Genomic DNA, 16,449 nt, shown 5'->3' with positions numbered 1-16,449 from the left:
TCTCGCGGCTCGTGATCCGGGTCGCATTCTCAATATGTTATAGCATCGGTTCCAAAATCGGAATCGATTTTTGGCAAACACAGTGCGTAGTTTCAATAGGTTAGAGCGTGGCTCAGAAAAGCAATTTCCGTGCGTGCCCTGTGCACCGAAAGATCATTTGTTGCACTCACTACAGCGTCAATATTTTCTGGCGCTTCGGTATTGAAGTCAAACATGCCGTAGTGATGCGCGACCAGATCGGTGGCGCCAACATGTCTCGCAAGCGCAATGGCTTCTGTAAGCGTGAAGTTTCCCGGAACACCATTGCTCGACAGTTGAGGACGACGGCCATTTACTGGCAACAAAGCTACATCGGGCTTGAGTGCCGCTACCTCGGCTTCCTGTCCTTTATATGGAATGCAGTCGCCTGAATGCCAGATGCGCAATGCACCGCAATCAAAAACATAACCTAGAAATTTGTGATTGCCATTTGCGTCTGTTTCTAGCGCTTCATGGGCGGCTCGGGTGGCCATGATTTTGATTGGTTCGAGTTCGTATGTTTCACCAGCGCCGATCAAAACCAGCCGGTCTTCGGTGACGCCTGAGCGGATCAACGCCTGTTCTTTCATAGCGCGCGGTGCAAGCAATATTGCGTTTGGGTTTCGCGCAAGTAGCGTCGGCAAGGTGCCAGGATCCATATGATCGGTATGCGCATGTGTGCATGCGACGAGATCAACAAAATAAATGCCATCAGGCGCAACAGGGGGCGGCATCATGCGCGTATGAGGGCGCGGTGTGCCTTTGTATTTCTCGGCAAGGCTGTCAGATAGGTAGGGGTCGATAATGATGCGCTTCTCCTGCGCTTCGAGCACAAAGCCTGCTTGCCCAAGCCAGAAAAGGCGAATACCGGGTTGCGGCGGTTTACGCAGATACTCTTCCAATGGAAGCATCTCGGCAATTTCCTGCAAACATCCCGGCATATCGAAGTCCTTTAATTTTTAAGCGCAGCTATGAGGTTGTCAGCTGCGATTTTTGTTGCCCTGTCAACGCTTTCGGCCGTGAACCCGCCAATATGGCTGGTTGCAATTACGGCAGGGTGCGAAGCGAGTTCTAGTGAAAGCGGGGGCTCTTGCTCGAACACGTCCGTTGCGTAGTTCGACAACAGGCCGCTGTTCAGTGCCTCAATAATGGCTTTGTCATCGACAAGCTTTGCGCGAGCAGTGTTGACGAGAATAAGCCCCGGCTTTGCCGTTGCTAATCGTTCGCGCGAGATCAGCGTAGAACCATCGCGAGGGGCCGGGCAGTGCAATGACACAATATCAGCCTGAGCGATGATGTCGTCAACTTCTGCGAAGCTGAACCTATCTTCGGGCAGGCCAAGATCAGGCTTAAGTGGGTCATAGCCAAGCACATTTGCGCCGACAGCCACCAGCATCCGGGCGACTTCGCGGCCAATGGCACCGCAGCCGATAACGCCAACGGTACGACCGCGAATTTCGATACCGCGCTGGCGCGGCCAGCCACCGGCCTTGATGCCGGTGTCGGCCTGCGGGATGGAGCGTAGTGCGCTGAAAATCAGCCCAATCGCAAGTTCGGCAACGCCCAGCGAGTTTGCACCTTCCGCAATCAGCACTTTGATACCACGCTCGGTGAGCAGTTCGACCGGCAGATTGTCAGTGCCCACACCGTTGCGGCTTATAGCTTTTAGCGAGCGGGCCGCTTCAATGACGCGTGGCGATACGGGTTCGACACCGGCAAGCCAGCCGGAAATATCGCCAATCAGACGCACAAGTTCCTCCTCGTCGGGCGTTTTACCCGGCGTGGAATAGACGATTTCGAAGCCTGCATTACGCAGGCTTTCGATATGCGGATGCGGCTCGGCAGTGAGCGAGCGCGGCGTAACAAGAATACGCTGTCCCATCAATTACCGTCCTGCTGCCTCAATGGCGATTTCCGAAATGCGGTCGAAAGCCGGGCCGCTTGTTGGAATGTCGATATGGAAGACTTCCGCGATCACTTGCGTCCAGCCGTGGATGAAATAGGTCCAGCCATCTACAACCTGTAACGACTTTGCCTGTTTCTGTGCACGTGCTTGATCGAGGAACACGAGATTGCCGCGATAGTTGAGATCCCAGACTACAGACTTTTCCGGGAAGACGGCAGCATCAGACAATGGCGAACCCGGCGCATCTTTACCGAGGCCGGTCGCATTGATAATGAACGAACCGGGCTTAAGGCTGTTGAGTACAGCATCATTATCTTCCGGGCCTGGTGCCAGGATGTATTCAACCGCAACATCGCTTGCGACTTGCGCATGAATACGCTTGATCTCATCAAGACGATGTTGGCTGCGGTTGGAAACGATGATGCGGCCCGGTACGTTTTTACCACGCGACTGGCGCATCAGATGCCATGTGATGGCAATGGTTGAGCCGCCTGCGCCCATCGAGAAAAGGTCAGCACCCGTGCGCTCGAAATAATCTACACCAAGGAAACCATCGATAGAGAGGCCCGATGAAATCGGGTCTTTCGCATGGCAGATAAGCTTGCCGTCTTTTTTGGAGATGCAGCTTGTTTCATCCATCAGCAGCGCATGCGGATCGATTACGTCGAACATATCGCGGCAGGCGTGGAAGAGATCAATTTTGTGCGTGGTGACCAGCGCGCCCATGGAAAGCGGATCGTTGCGAATGAATTCAACCGCTTCGCGATAGGCTTCAGGGTCATCATGCAGCTTGAAATCGATACCCTTGATGACGGCGTTTTTCAGGCCAAGATATTCGGCCCATGCCGGGAAAACCTTCATGATCGAGCTTTTGCCCGTTGTCACGCCGATAAAATAGAGCGTCGGCTGGGTCGCTGGCTGATACCTGCTCATGCACGCTTCTCCAGAGCTTCGCGAGCGACTTTCACGGCGCTGGCAGCATTTTTCTTGATTTCGTCAAAGCGTCCTTCACGAATATCTTCGGTCTTGGCGATCCACGTGCCGCCAACTGCTACAACTTGACGGATTGCAAGCCATTCGCCGATTGTACCTTCTGTAACGCCGCCGGTTGGAATAAAGCGAACGCCCAAGTGTGCGAAAGGTGCGGCAATGCCGGAAAGTGCCTTCGGGCCACCGGCAATACCAGCCGGAAAGAACTTTGCCAAACGCACGCCTTGCGCTGTTGCGAGCGTCAGGTCGGTTGGCGTCATGATGCCGGGGCAGAATGGCAGGTTGGCTTTGGATGCGGCGTCCACGATGCGCGGATCATAGCCCGGTGCCAGACCAAAACGTGCGCCACTTTCGATGGCTTTATCGAGATTGGCGGTGTCGAGAATTGTGCCCGCGCCAATGCATAGTTCGGGGCGTGCATCGCGAATTGCCGCCAGTACATCTGCCGCAGCTTCGGTGCGGAAGGTAATTTCCGCAACCGGCAGGCCACCTTCAAGCAACGCATCAGCCAGAGGAACCGCATCTTCTACGCGCTCAATCGCGATAACAGGAACGACGCCAAGGCTGGCGATCAGGTCAATAGGATTGCTCATGGCAATGTCTTTCAAGTTTGAATTTTCAGGCGATTATTTTCCGCGCACTCAGGCGTATTCGCGCATCAGTGCATCGACGGTCGCTGCATCGCGCGGTTTGTAATTCGGGTTCTCAATCAGCTCCCAGCCACCGTCCGCTTTTGCGATCACGCGGTGGCGCATGCCATTTGACTTCTCGATGATTCCATAATCTTGACCGCTGTCGGACGGGTAGGCGAAGACCATAACAAGGTCGGTATCGCCAATATTGATCGAGCGATGGATCCAGAATGGCGGAACATAGCAAATGGTCTGTGCGGTGATCTCAACGATGCGCGTTTCGCCTGCAGGCGATTCGAGCTGCATCAGACCTTGGCCGCTCTGGCCGTAATAGATTTCCGGGCGATCTGCCTTGGCATGGATATGGCCACGCGTGAGGAAGAATTCGTTTCCAATGCGGCCCGGATTCATGCGGGTGATACCGTAAATCAGATCACCGCTCTGGTTGCCAGGTTTGAAGTCTTCGACGTCGTAAACAACGGTTCCCCCGTGTGTTTTGCGAAGGCTTTCAAAGGCTTCCTCATCACCATACAGCCCGACAAGATCATTCAGGCGTTTTTCATAGCGGCCAGTATTGCCGCTCATGCCACCATTTTTCGGATCGACGACACTCGCTACAGGTTCGCGCAACATTCATTCCTCCATTTCGTAGTGAAATTACATAAAATATGATAAGAAGACAATCAAGTGGGTTACGACAGATAAAATATCAGCAAAAACGTTACATAAATGTCGTTAATTTTGTTGACGTGGAATTTTCGCGTAATTATGCTACCCAAATTCGCATAAAATCGGTAGGAGCCGATTATTCACCAGGAGGAGAAACCCGTATGCAGGCCTTGAAATCCGTCACGCTGAAACTTTCGCTTGCTGTGGCAACGTCATTCGTTGCGCTTGCGGCTGCGCAGGCTGCCGATTGCAAAATCGGTATTTCCATGAAGACGCTCGATGCGCCTTACTTTGCTGCACAGGAAGTTTCGGCGAAAAAGCGCGCTCAGGAGCTGGGTTGTGAAGTATTGACCGCCGACGGCCAGAATGACCTCAATAAACAGGTCTCGGACGTTGAAGATATGGTCGCGCAGGGTATTAATGCGCTTATCATCAATCCGCGTGACAGCAAGGGCCTCGTTCCAGCTGTCAATGCAGCTGCAGCTGCTGGCGTAAAAGTTTTTGTTGTCGATTCGACGCTTGATCCATCGGCAAACTTTGTAACGCTCGTTCAGTCGTCGAATGCAAACAACGGTCAGCTCGTTGGTCAGTGGCTTGCCAATCAGACCAAGGGTAAAGATCTCAAGATTGCTCTGATTTCTGGCGATAAGGGCAATGAAGTTGGTCAGGAACGTCGCCTTGGCGTGCTTGCCGGTCTCGTTGAAGGCCAGCTGCGCAATGAAGGCCGCGTGCGCTTCGAAGTTGTGGGTCAGGGCTGGGGCATGTGGAACAATGAAGGCGGCCTCAAGGCTATGGAAGACCTTTTGACTGCAAACCCTGACATTAATGTTGTTCTGGGCGAAAACGACTCGATGGTGCTCGGCGCTCGCAAGGCGCTTGAACAGTCCAGTCAGCTTGATGGCGTCATTCTTCTTGCTGCTGCCGATGGTCAGAAAGAAGCCATGGCGATGATCAAGGAAGGCAAATACGGCGCAACTGGTCTCAATGATCCCGCACTCGTGGCTGCAACAGCTGTTGATCTTGCCAAGAAGGCAATTGATGGCACGCTGCCAGCAGATACATCGAAAACCACTTATACGACACCAGTCGCGATCACCAAGGACAACGTAGACCAGTATTACAAGCCGGACGCTGTGTTCTAAGAATATCCAAGTTCATGGTGTGGCCAGTCTGGAAGTGAAGGGCTGGCTGCATTATGAGAATGTCCGAGGAGGTGATCGAGGCTGATGCCATGCATTAGACTGGGTCACAGCGGTCGAAAGTTGACCATTTCTTTCGGGCTGAAATGCAATGCGGTGGAGCGTCCTGGGTCGTGATGATCTGGAATGATTGAAATGGAAAATCTTGTAGAGCTGACCGGCATAGCGAAGTCATTTGGCGGTGTTCATGCGCTTCGAGGCGTTGACTTTGAGCTTCGTTCTGGTGAGGTTCATGCCTTGCTGGGTGAAAACGGTGCTGGCAAGTCCACCCTGATGCGCGTTCTCGGCGGCGAGTTTTCGCCCACTCGCGGCGAAGTCAAAGTTGCGGGTGCGGTGCAGCATTTTCGTGGTCCAATGGACGCCATGTCCAAAGGCATAGCCGTCATCCATCAGGAAATGGCGCTGGCAACGGATCTTACCGTTGCTGAAAATATCTTTATGTGGATGCTGCCTTCGGTTATCTCGTGGCCGGAACTTAATAAGCGCGCCAAAGAGCTGATCACAAGCCTCGGATTTTCTATCGCGCCAAATGCTATTGTTGGCGATCTTCCCATCGCACATCAGCAGGTTGTCGAAATTGCGAAAGCATTGTCGCGCAATGCGCAAGTTATGGTGTTTGACGAGCCGACTGCCGTACTGTCCGCCCGCGATGCAAACCGTCTTCTGGATATTATTCGCACGCTGCGTGAGCGCGGTGTCGGCATTATTTACATCTCGCATCGTCTCGATGAAGTTTTCAGCATTGCTGATCGCATCACGATCATGAAGGACGGCGCTTCTGTCACGACGACAGAGTGTGCGTCCGTGGCGATTGATGACGTTATCCGGCTGATGGTCGGACGTCCGCTGAAAGCACTGTTCGGTGAAGATGTTGAGCGCAAAGTCGGCAATGAGGTTCTGCGTCTTGAAGAACTGTCTGACGGTTCACGCATCAAGGGCGTCTCGCTAACAGTCAAAGCTGGCGAGATTATCGGTCTTGGCGGTCTTGTCGGGGCAGGGCGTACAGAATTGATGCGATTGGTTTTTGGCGCCGAACGCGCAAAATCAGGGCGTATTTTCATTCACGGAAAAGAAAAGACCATCCGCAATCCGCGAGATGGTGTGAGGGCTGGTATTGGTCTTGTACCTGAAAGCCGCAAGGATCAAGGCCTGATCCTTGACTTCCCGATCCGCGTGAATTCCACCATGGCGAAGCTTTCGCCGCTGGTGAATATTTTTGGCTTCGTGAAGGCGCGTGCAGAGCGTTCTACTGTTGAAACGCTCTCAAAGCGTCTTCGCCTGAAAGCTGGCAGCATTGAAGATCCGGCATCAAGCCTTTCGGGTGGCAATCAACAGAAAGTCGTTCTCGCCAAGTGGTTTCACGCTGATGGCGATGTGCTGATTTTCGATGAGCCGACCCGCGGTGTCGATGTGGGTGCTAAGACAGAAATCTACTCGCTGATTAAATCGCTTGCAGCTGAAGGCCGGGCGGTTGTGGTGATCTCCTCCGAGCATCTTGAGCTTTTTGGTCTGTGCGACCGAATTCTTGTCATGCGTGAAGGCGCAGTGACGGGCTCATTGCAGCCAGAGGAATATTCTGAAGAAAATTTGCTGAAGCTTGCCATGGTCAATACGGCCAGCACTGATCCTTCCGCATTAGCTAATTGATTGGGTAAAACCGTGACCGAAGTTGTTGAAACACCGAAGAAAACTTTCAATGCCGGAGCTCTTCTCCATCGTTATGGCACGGTTGCCATTCTGATTGCTGTTCTGATCGTGGCTACCTCATTGTCGGATGTGTTTCTGACTGAACGCAATATCATGAACGTGTTGCGTCAGGTCGCAGGGCCAAGCCTTATGGCTGTTGGCATGCTGTTTGTCATTCTGACGCGCGGTATTGATCTTTCGGTCGGCTCTGTTGCCGCACTTGGCAGTGTTCTGTCAGCAATCCTTATACAGCAATACGGAACCGGCATGGCCATTGGCGGTGTACTGCTGGCCGGTGCCGCTTGTGGTCTGGTTTCCGGTATTCTGGTTGCCTATCTCAAGCTGCCGCCTTTCGTAACCACACTCGCGGTTATGACTATTGCGCGTGGGCTTTCCTTCATCTTCTCGTCCGGTCAACCGATCATGATGGGCGACGCCGGCGCATCTGTTGCGGCTTTTGGTTCGGGCACGCTTGGCAGCGTACCGTACCCGGTTATTCTGATGATCGTTGTTTTCCTGATCGCCGGTGCGGTGCTGACTTTCACCCGCTTTGGTCGTCTCGTTAAGGCAATCGGCTCGAATTCCGAAGCGGTGCGCCTATCGGGTATTTCGGTGTCTTACTACACGCTCGCGGTTTACGTTATCTCGGGTGTATTGGCCGCCGCCGCCGGTATCATTTCGACCAGCCGCACAGGTATCGGCTCGGCCAATATCAGTGTTGGCGCAGAACTTGATGCAATCGCCGCTGTCGTTATCGGCGGTGCAAGCCTGATGGGTGGTCGCGGTGGTGCATTCAACACCTTCATAGGCGTCATTATTCTTGGCATTATCGCCAATATGATGAACCTTGCGCGCGTTCCGGGCTATCATCAGCAGGTCTTCATGGGCTGCATCATCATCGGCGCGATGCTTCTGCAATATGCATCAACCTGGCTGCGTAAGAACTAAGTCTAGATAGCGCCCCCCAAACCTGATGACGTGCTCCATGCCAAATGAACTCTCACTAGCAATTGACGTCGGAACGGGCAGCGTGCGCGCTGCCCTCATGGATGGCCGCGGCAATATAGTAGCCGTTGCAGCCCGCGAGCACGAGCAGATCGTGCCGCAGTTTGGCTGGTCCGAACAGCGTCCGGCAGACTGGTGGCAGGGTGTTGCAGCTTCGATCCGTGACGTGTTGAACAAGGTTCCAGACGCGCGTGACAGGATCATAGCTGTTGCAGCTTGCGGTCAGATGCACGGCACCGTTTTAGTTGGTGACAAGGGTGAGTTGGTACGTGAAACCGCGCCATTGTGGAATGATAAGCGCACGGTTGATTATGTGACGGCTTTTGAAGCCAAGCATCGTCCGGCGGACTATCTGGAGCACAGCGCCAATCCGGCAGCACCGTCTTGGCCGGGGTTTAAGTTGCAATGGCTGCGCGATCACGATGCGCAAGCCTTTGCACGCACTGCCGCCGTGCTGATGCCGAAGGATTACATCAACCTCAAGCTCACCGGCGAAATTGCAATGGATCGCAATGACGGCGGCGCAAGCTTCATCATGGATCCACGTACCGGCGACTGGTCGCAGCATATGGTGGATTTGCTTGGGCTTGAGCGCAAGCAACTGGCACCGTTGCGCAATCCGACTGAAATCCTCGGTAGCATTACGGCAGCAGCCGCCCGTGAAACTGGTCTCCGTGAGGGGACGCCCGTGCTGGTCGGTGGAGCTGATTATCCGGTTGCGCTGCTCGGCTCTGGTGTTTGCCGTCCGGGTGTTGGCTCGGAAGTAATGGGCACATCTGCAATCATCACAGCGATTACTGAAAAGCCTTTGCTTGATGCATCCGTATGCAATGTCGGCACGGTTGAAGGCAATTGGGGTGCGTTTATGCTGCTAGAATCCGGCGGCGATGCAATGCGCTGGGCCCGCCGCGCTTTCCACGACAAGCAAATTTCCTATGAGGAAATCGTGGCGAAAGCCGCTGAAGCGCCTGCGGGTTCGGAGCGTCTTTTCTTCATGCCTTATCTTGCGGGCGAACGCCTTGGCGAACATCGTAATGCGCGCGCGCAATATTTTGGTATCGGCGCTGCACACGGCATTTCGCATCTGCACCGCTCGGTGCTTGAGGGCGTAGCCTTTGCCGTTAAACGCCATATCAATATTCTCGACAGTATTTCCGGTTCCAAGCTTGAGCGCGTGATTGCTTCCGGCGGTGGTGCAAAGACGAAATTGTGGCTGAAAATTAAAGCCAGCGTCTATGGCATTCCGATCCTCGTGCCGAAGGAAGCAGAATGTGGACTGGTCGGTTGTGCGATCATGACGGCTGCTGCAACAGGGCGTTATTCAAGCGTTGAAGATGCCGCCGATGCGCTCGTGCAGTATTCGACCGAGATCAAGCCCGATCCCCGCTGGGCAGAAATCTATGCGCCGATGCAGGCATTCTTCGAAAAACTCTATACCCATAGCCAGTCGCTTTACGACGATCTCGACAGGTTGCCGCAATGAGCGCTCGCGCAGTTCTTTTTGATATGGATGGCACGCTCGTTGATAGCGAGCCATTGCATTATGAAACACTTCTGGAGGCTATCGCTGCCTTTTCTGGCACGGTGCCGGATGATTTCGAAAACCGTGTAACCGGCACAACCATCGCCGATTGCCATGCCATGCTGCGTACTGAGACCGGCTTTGCTGCTGATCTTGATGCTTTCGTTAAAGCGAAATATGCGGCCTATGTAAGTGGGGCAATCAAGCTGAAATTGCGTCCGGGTGCGGCGCAAGTGCTCTCCTTCCTCGATAAGTCTGGCATTCCTTACGCCATCGTTTCCAATTCGGATCGTATGTTGGTGGATGCAAATCTGCGTGCTGTTGGTCTTCAGCGCCCAGATTTCTTCAGTGTCTCGCGCAATGACGTGCGCAAAGGTAAGCCTGATGCCGAGCCATATCTACGCGGTGCTTACCTGCTTGGTGTTGAGCCATCGCATTGCATTGTCGTTGAAGACAGCGTGCCGGGCGCACGTGCTGGCCTTGCGGCAGGCATGACCGTTATAGGCTGGCCGGAGCCGCATCGCACTGATCTCACTTTCCCGGATGGCGTTGTAATTGCCGATCCCGAAAATCTTCTTTCCAGTTTGCAGCCGCTTTTAAGCGCGGTCGCTCAATAGCAAGTCAGACAAGGATAGCATTTCCATGTTTCTCGAAAAGTTCAGAATTGACGGCAAGATTGCAGTCGTCACGGGCGCCGCGCGCGGCATTGGTCTTTCCGCCTCTGAGGCGCTGGCAGAAGCTGGTGCCAAGGTGGTCCTTACCGACATGAGCCAGGAATTGCTGGACAAGGCATTGGCTGAACTGACTGCCAAGGGTTATAGCGTCGAAGGCGAATTGCTGGACGTCACCGATGTTGAAGGCGTTCAGCGCGTACATGATGCAGTTATCGCACGCCATGGCCGCGTCGATATTCTCGTCAACAATGCCGGCATTGCAATCAGCAATCATCCAGCCGAAACCATGGCCGATAATGTCTGGAACAAGGTTATCGACGTCAATCTCAATGGCGTGTTCTGGTGCTGCCGCGCATTCGGTAAAACGATGCTGGAAAATGGTTCGGGCAACATCGTCAATGTCGGCTCCATGTCCGGTTTTATTGTGAACCGTCCGCAGGAACAGGCCAATTACAACGCGTCCAAGGCCGCCGTGCATCATTTGACCCGCTCGCTCGCTGCTGAATGGGGTGCACGTGGCGTTCGCGTTAACTCGGTCGCGCCAACTTATATCGACACCGAAATGAACAAATACGTCTATGACGATCCGGAAATGTACCGTCATTGGGTGGGGGGCACTCCAATGAACCGCCTCGGACGGACCGATGAAGTTGCATCTGTCATTCTGTTCCTTGCAAGCGATGCATCAAGCCTCATGACTGGCTCGATCGTGCTGGCCGATGGAGGCTATGTATGCTGGTAAATGCTGATACGACCGTGCGCGGAGCACGTTTTCCCGGGCGCTATATTCAGGGTGCGGGCGTTATCGCGCGTCTTGGCGAAGAGGCTGCAAGCTTTGGTGACAAGGCTGTCGTGCTTCTTGATAACGGCATTTTCGATATTCTGAAGCCAAAGGTTGATGCAGCTTTTGCATCTGGTCCGGAAGCGCGCATCGTACGTCATGGTGGTGAGTGCTCTGAAAGCCAGATTGCAGTACTTGTCGCACAGGCACGTGAAGCGGGCGCGAAAGTCGTGATCGGTGTTGGTGGCGGCAAGGCGCTTGATACGGCAAAGGCTGCGGCGCGCGATCTTGGCCTGCCATCGATCATCTTCCCAACCATCGCTGCATCGGACGCGCCATGCAGTGCGCTTGCCGTCGTCTATAACGACGATGGTTCCGTGGCTTACGACACCTTCCTGCCAAGCAATCCTAATCTGGTTCTGGTGGATACGACGCTGATCGCACAGGCACCGGCACGCTTCCTTGCTGCGGGTATCGGTGATGCGCTTGCAACTTTCTATGAGGCAGATTCCTGCCGTCAGTCGGGCGCTTTCAACTGCATGAAAATGCAAGGCGTGAGCCTTGCTTATGAAATTGCACGCTTCTGTCGTGACACGATTTTTGAGTTCGGCGCAGCGTCGCTTAAGGAATGCGATACCAAGCAGGCGGGTCCTGCGATGGAACGTGTGATTGAAGCGAACATCCTTCTGTCAGGCGTGGGCTTTGAATCCGGTGGAGTCGCAGCAGCGCATGCTATCCATCATGGCCTTTGCGAGTTGGATGACGTTCATCATCATCTGCATGGTGAGAAAGTCGCCATTGGTGTACTCGCTGGCCTCAAGTTGCATGGTCTGGAGGAAGAATTCCAGAAGGTGCGCGAATTCTGCCTATCTGTCCGTCTTCCAACCCGTCTTGCCGATATCGGCATTGAAGACGCAACGGATGAGAAGCTTGAAGTCGTTGCCAAACGCGCATGCCGTGCGGGTGAAATCATCCACAATGAGCCGATCAAAGTAACGCCAGATATGGTCGTCGCAGCGCTGAAGCAGCTCATCTAAAGTTCTAAGATTTATCGGGAGGTTATCATGCAGGAAGTTATTTCGTCTTTCGCCAAGGACCTGTTTGCAGGCAAGCGCGTGCTGGTTTCGGGTGCAACGAGCGGCATCGGTCTTGAAATGGCGCGCGGCTTTGCGGCTCTAGGCGCATCGGTTGCCGCAAGCGGCAGCTCAGTCGCCAAGATCGAGAAGGCCGTGAAGGACGAAGCCAATAAGGGCATCGAGTTTTATGAACTAGATGTACGCAGCAATGAAGACGCTATTGCCTTCATGGCAAAGCAGTCACGCATAGATGTGCTGATCAACGCACAGGGTGTCGCACGCGATCAAACGGAATGGGAAAACGACGTGTTCAACGATGTCATGGACATCAATCTGAACAGCGTATTCCGCCTGACCATGGCGGCTTATCCAAAGCTGAAAGAAAGCAAGGGTTCGGTTATCGCAATTGCATCGATGCTGAGCTATCTGGCTGACGTGGGTGTGCCATCCTACACCGCCAGCAAAACCGGTATTCTCGGCCTGACGCGTGTTCTGGCGCATAAGTTTGGCCCGGATGGCGTACGCGTTAATGCAATCGGACCCGGCTATCACCGCACCGACATGACGCGCGGTTTGTGGGAGAATCCGGCAACGGAACAGCCAATTGCACAACGCGCCGCCTTGAAGCGTTGGGGCGAAACGGATGATCTGGTTGGCGCGGCTTTGTTTCTAGCTTCGCCTGCGGCAAACTTCATCACTGGCGTGACATTGCCGGTTGATGGTGGTTTCCATAGCGGGTGCCTGTAGTGATATTCGAGGCGGCTTTCGGCTGATTTGCCTCACCAAGGCCGCCTTTAGTTTCCGAAAATAGTGATAATAAGCCGATTAGCGGTATTCCCGTTATGCGGGAATTTCTTCTCATGTCTTGATAGCGCCATTAGTGAAAGCTTATGGCGCTTAATCTGTTTGTATGTATGGCTTTATTGTGTAATTTTATTACATAATAGCTATGAAAAAAGTTTAAATAACGTCAAAATTCGACTTATCCTTAAAAATTAATACATAATATGAAATTGACATTGTCATAAATGTATATTTACTACCGATTAGAGGAGTCTGTTGGTTATCGCAGTTTCGCGCTGAGGCGACAGAGGACAATACAGAAAACAACAATGGGAGGTTGTTATGAGACTGTTTTCGCGCAGTTTGGCTCGGGGGCTTTTTACCATCGCAGCGACAGCATTCGCAGTGAGTGGCTTTACTGCCGTCAGTGCCAATGCTCAAGCGCAGGTCAGTGCCTGCGTTATCACGAAAACGGACACCAATCCGTTTTTTATCACCATGAAAAATGCGGCGATCGAAGAAGCCAAAAGGCAGAACATCAAGCTTTCCATGTATGCTGGACGTGACGATGGCGACAGCATCAGCCAGATCGAAGCGCTCGAAACCTGTATTCTGGCGGGCGTCAAAGGTATCTTGATTGATCCGTCAGATAGCAAGGCGGTGGTCCCTGCAATCGAAAAGGCGCGTGCGGCGGGGATTATGGTCGTGGCTTTCGACAGCCCGGTTGAGCCGTTCGATGCTGTTGATGCGACATTTGCCACTGATAATTTCAAGGCCGGCGAGTTGATTGGCAAATGGGTTAAGGCGAAACTCAGCGATGACGCTGCGAATGCTCGCATTGCCTTCCTTGATCTCAATGCTTCGCAACCGACGTTGGACGTTCAGCGCGATCAGGGTTTCATGACCGGCTTTGGCATCGATACCAAAAACGTCAATGTCATTGGTGACGAGGACGATAAGCGGATTATCGGCCACGACGTAACGAACGGTAATGAAGAGGGCGGCCGTTCAGCCATGGAAAATCTGCTTCAGCGCGACCATACAGTCAATGTCGTCTATACGATCAATGAACCTGCCGCTGCTGGTGCATTTGAGACACTGAAGTCGCTCGGCATGTCCGACAAGGTTTTGCTCGTTTCCATTGATGGCGGGTGTCAGGGTGTGAAGAACATCAAGGCAGGAACGCTCGCCGCAACCTCGCAGCAATATCCTAGCCAGATGTCTGTTCTAGGTATCCAGGCCATTCGCAAGTGGGTCGATACTGGTGAAAAGCCTAAGCTGGAAAACGGCGCGCATTTCTTCGATACAGGTGTTTCGCTCGTGACCGATGATCCGGTTGAAGGTGTTCCATCCATCAGTGTCGATGAAGGTCTGGAGAAGTGCTGGGGCTAATCGGGCTCTGGTTACTGTAAGAGCGGTTTCAGGTGCATTAACGCTGATGAAATCGCTCTAACCAATCGTTTTTACGCATTATCCAACGCAAATCCACGGCTCATTTTTAGCGGAAATGTATGCGCTGGACCTTTACCGGGCATCGCAGCTCCGGTCGTTGAAAATCTGCAGATGCAGATTGGTATTCGCTGGAAGAGTTCACAGGCAAGACCATGACACAAGTTGACGACTATGAGAGTGTAATACGCAACAGCGATACACGCGTTGCGCAATTTAAATCAAAACGATCCATCGGGCGCCGCATACAGGAGAGTATTCATGGCAATCCTGCAATCATTCCGCTTCTCATCCTGCTGTTGACGGTGATCGGCTTTGGCCTGCTCACAAGCGGTCGCTTTTTCTCCGCTTTCACCCTGACGCTTATTCTCCAGCAGGTGGCAATTGTGGGGATTGTGGCGGCGGCGCAGAGTCTGGTTATTCTCACCAAGGGTATTGACCTGTCGGTGGGTGCAATCATGGTTCTGGCATCCGTTGTGATAGGCGCGTGTGTATTTCGTTACGGCCTTCCAGCACCGCTGGCAATTGCTATTGGTCTTGCGCTCGGCGCATTTTGCGGCTTCATCAATGGCGTTCTTGTATCGGTTGTGAAGCTGCCTGCGTTTATCGTGACGCTCGGCACATGGCAGATATTTCTGGCCAGTAATTTCATTTATTCCGGCAACGAGACAATTCCAAGCGCCCGTATTTCCGAAACGGCGCCGCTACTGCAGTTTTTTGGCCAGTCGATGCAGTTCGGCGGCGCCGTCCTCACCTATGGCGTAATTGCGATGGTGCTGCTGATTGGTGTGCTCTGGTACGTGCTCAATCACACCGCCTGGGGTCGACATGTTTATGCGGTGGGTGATGACGCGGCGGCAGCTGAACTTGCGGGCGTTCGGGTGCGACATATGTTGATCAGTGTCTATGTGCTCTCCGGCGTCATCTGCGCATTTGCAGGCTGGGTTCTGATTGGTCGCCTTGGTTCAGTCACACCGACTGCTGGCCAGTTCACCAATATCGAATCCATCACAGCCGTGGTGATCGGGGGTATGTCTCTGTTTGGCGGCCGCGGTTCAATTCTGGGCACGATTTTCGGGGCGCTGACTGTGGGCTGTTTTTCTCTGGGGCTGCGTCTGGTTGGTGCCGATCCGCAATGGACCTATCTGCTCATCGGCGTCTTGTCGATTGTGGCAGTTGCCATTGATCAGGGGCTAAGGAAGGTCAATCTATAATGTCTGTAAATCCAATCTTAAAAGCTCGTGGTTTGACAAAGCGCTATGGCCATGTTGTGGCGCTCGATGGTGCCGACTTCGACCTGTACCCAAATGAAATCCTTGCGGTCATTGGCGACAATGGTGCTGGAAAATCATCGCTGATCAAAGTCTTGTCAGGCGCTACAAAGCCTGACTCCGGTAATATCGAGTTGATGGGTAAGCCTGTGCATTTTCGCTCGGCACTTGAAGCGCGGGAAGCTGGCGTCGAAACGGTTTATCAGAACCTTGCTTTGTCTCCTGCTCTCTCGATTGTCGATAATATGTTTCTTGGGCGTGAAATCCGCAAACCAGGTTTTGCAGGCAAAGTGCTGCGTGGATTGGATCGCAAGAAAATGCGTGAAGTTGCGCGCAACAAGCTTTCTGAACTGGGCCTAATGACAATTCAGAATATCGATCAGCCGGTCGAAGGACTTTCCGGTGGTCAGCGGCAGGGTATTGCTGTCGCACGCTCCGTCGCCTTCGCTTCGCAGGTCATCATTCTCGATGAGCCGACAGCGGCGCTCGGAGTGAAAGAATCGCGCAAAGTGCTTGATTTGTTGCTGGATGTGAAAAAACGCGGTTTGCCGATTGTGCTCATTAGCCATAATATGCCGCACGTCTTTGAAGTTGCTGATCGCATCCATATTCAAAGGCTTGGAAAGAGAGCGGCGGTTGTAAAGCCATCGGAAATATCGATGTCTGATGCGGTGGCAATTATGACCGGTGCCAAAACACTCTGATGCATTTTTTGCACGAGTGTTTGCTGGATAGAAGTGAGCTGGCCGGAGCCTATTTAATATAGTGCTCCGGCTTTTTTGCTCGGA

The 16,449-nt window shown here is 53.2% G+C and carries 16 protein-coding genes; 11 read left to right on the top strand and 5 right to left on the bottom strand.

Annotated elements, in window-relative coordinates:
* Positions 1-92: 92 nt before the first annotated feature.
* From OIV19_RS09785 to OIV19_RS09765, 5 genes are read right to left on the bottom strand one after another with little or no spacing between them, the layout of a single operon-like run.
* Positions 93-959, bottom strand: coding sequence for an MBL fold metallo-hydrolase (locus OIV19_RS09785; RefSeq protein ID WP_264231498.1), 867 nt, complete (start codon positions 957-959; stop codon positions 93-95).
* Positions 960-970: 11 nt separating this feature from the next.
* Entirely contained in the window at positions 971-1,900 is a 930-nt protein-coding gene (locus OIV19_RS09780) for a phosphoglycerate dehydrogenase (protein WP_264231497.1), read from the bottom strand.
* Positions 1,901-1,903: 3 nt separating this feature from the next.
* On the bottom strand, positions 1,904-2,857 hold the full coding sequence (locus tag OIV19_RS09775; protein ID WP_264231496.1) for a shikimate dehydrogenase: 954 nt from the start codon (positions 2,855-2,857) through the stop codon (positions 1,904-1,906).
* The gene (gene eda, locus OIV19_RS09770) at positions 2,854-3,507 is read right to left on the bottom strand and encodes a bifunctional 4-hydroxy-2-oxoglutarate aldolase/2-dehydro-3-deoxy-phosphogluconate aldolase (RefSeq protein ID WP_264231495.1); all 654 of its coding nucleotides are present in this window, start codon (positions 3,505-3,507) and stop codon (positions 2,854-2,856) included. The genes OIV19_RS09775 and eda overlap by 4 nt, the downstream gene beginning before the upstream one ends.
* Positions 3,508-3,555: 48 nt before the next feature.
* Entirely contained in the window at positions 3,556-4,179 is a 624-nt protein-coding gene (locus OIV19_RS09765; RefSeq protein ID WP_264231494.1) for a glucose-6-phosphate isomerase, read from the bottom strand.
* A 206-nt stretch (positions 4,180-4,385) separates the two neighbouring features.
* Here OIV19_RS09765 and OIV19_RS09760 point away from each other — a divergent pair, with 206 nt between their 5' ends.
* The 11 genes from OIV19_RS09760 (at position 4,386) to OIV19_RS09710 (ending at position 16,365) form a co-directional block, all read left to right on the top strand.
* On the top strand, positions 4,386-5,357 hold the full coding sequence (locus OIV19_RS09760) for a substrate-binding domain-containing protein (RefSeq protein WP_464553930.1): 972 nt from the start codon (positions 4,386-4,388) through the stop codon (positions 5,355-5,357).
* A 192-nt stretch (positions 5,358-5,549) separates the two neighbouring features.
* Positions 5,550-7,061 carry a sugar ABC transporter ATP-binding protein gene (locus OIV19_RS09755; RefSeq protein WP_264231492.1) on the top strand — a complete coding sequence of 504 codons (1,512 nt, stop codon included), beginning with the start codon at positions 5,550-5,552 and terminating at the stop codon, positions 7,059-7,061.
* Positions 7,062-7,073: 12 nt separating this feature from the next.
* Positions 7,074-8,048 carry an ABC transporter permease gene (locus tag OIV19_RS09750; protein ID WP_264231491.1) on the top strand — a complete coding sequence of 325 codons (975 nt, stop codon included), beginning with the start codon at positions 7,074-7,076 and terminating at the stop codon, positions 8,046-8,048.
* 37 nt (positions 8,049-8,085) lie between these two features.
* A complete protein-coding gene (locus OIV19_RS09745) occupies positions 8,086-9,588 on the top strand; it encodes an FGGY family carbohydrate kinase (protein ID WP_264231490.1) in 1,503 nt (500 codons plus the stop codon).
* On the top strand, positions 9,585-10,244 hold the full coding sequence (locus tag OIV19_RS09740; protein ID WP_264231489.1) for an HAD family hydrolase: 660 nt from the start codon (positions 9,585-9,587) through the stop codon (positions 10,242-10,244). The genes OIV19_RS09745 and OIV19_RS09740 overlap by 4 nt, the downstream gene beginning before the upstream one ends.
* A gap of 25 nt (positions 10,245-10,269) precedes the next feature.
* On the top strand, positions 10,270-11,043 hold the full coding sequence (locus OIV19_RS09735; RefSeq protein WP_264231488.1) for an SDR family NAD(P)-dependent oxidoreductase: 774 nt from the start codon (positions 10,270-10,272) through the stop codon (positions 11,041-11,043).
* Positions 11,034-12,119, top strand: coding sequence for a glycerol dehydrogenase (locus tag OIV19_RS09730; RefSeq protein ID WP_264231487.1), 1,086 nt, complete (start codon positions 11,034-11,036; stop codon positions 12,117-12,119). Before OIV19_RS09735 ends, OIV19_RS09730 begins: the two co-directional genes overlap by 10 nt.
* Before the next feature lie 27 nt (positions 12,120-12,146).
* Positions 12,147-12,905 carry an SDR family oxidoreductase gene (locus tag OIV19_RS09725; RefSeq protein WP_264231486.1) on the top strand — a complete coding sequence of 253 codons (759 nt, stop codon included), beginning with the start codon at positions 12,147-12,149 and terminating at the stop codon, positions 12,903-12,905.
* Positions 12,906-13,283: 378 nt separating this feature from the next.
* The gene (locus OIV19_RS09720; protein WP_264231485.1) at positions 13,284-14,333 is read left to right on the top strand and encodes a substrate-binding domain-containing protein; all 1,050 of its coding nucleotides are present in this window, start codon (positions 13,284-13,286) and stop codon (positions 14,331-14,333) included.
* A gap of 212 nt (positions 14,334-14,545) precedes the next feature.
* Complete coding sequence (locus OIV19_RS09715; protein WP_264231484.1) at positions 14,546-15,604, top strand: ABC transporter permease; 1,059 nt, start codon at positions 14,546-14,548, stop codon at positions 15,602-15,604.
* Positions 15,604-16,365 (top strand): ATP-binding cassette domain-containing protein, encoded by a 762-nt coding sequence (locus tag OIV19_RS09710; RefSeq protein ID WP_264231483.1) that lies wholly within the window; start codon positions 15,604-15,606, stop codon positions 16,363-16,365. The genes OIV19_RS09715 and OIV19_RS09710 overlap by 1 nt, the downstream gene beginning before the upstream one ends.
* Positions 16,366-16,449 lie beyond the last annotated feature (84 nt).

The sequence above is a fragment of the Brucella sp. HL-2 genome, from assembly GCF_025846885.2.
Classification (GTDB): domain Bacteria; phylum Pseudomonadota; class Alphaproteobacteria; order Rhizobiales; family Rhizobiaceae; genus Brucella; species Brucella quorumnocens.
Note: the sequence above shows the minus strand (reverse complement) of the source record. Positions and strands in the feature narration are given on the sequence as shown.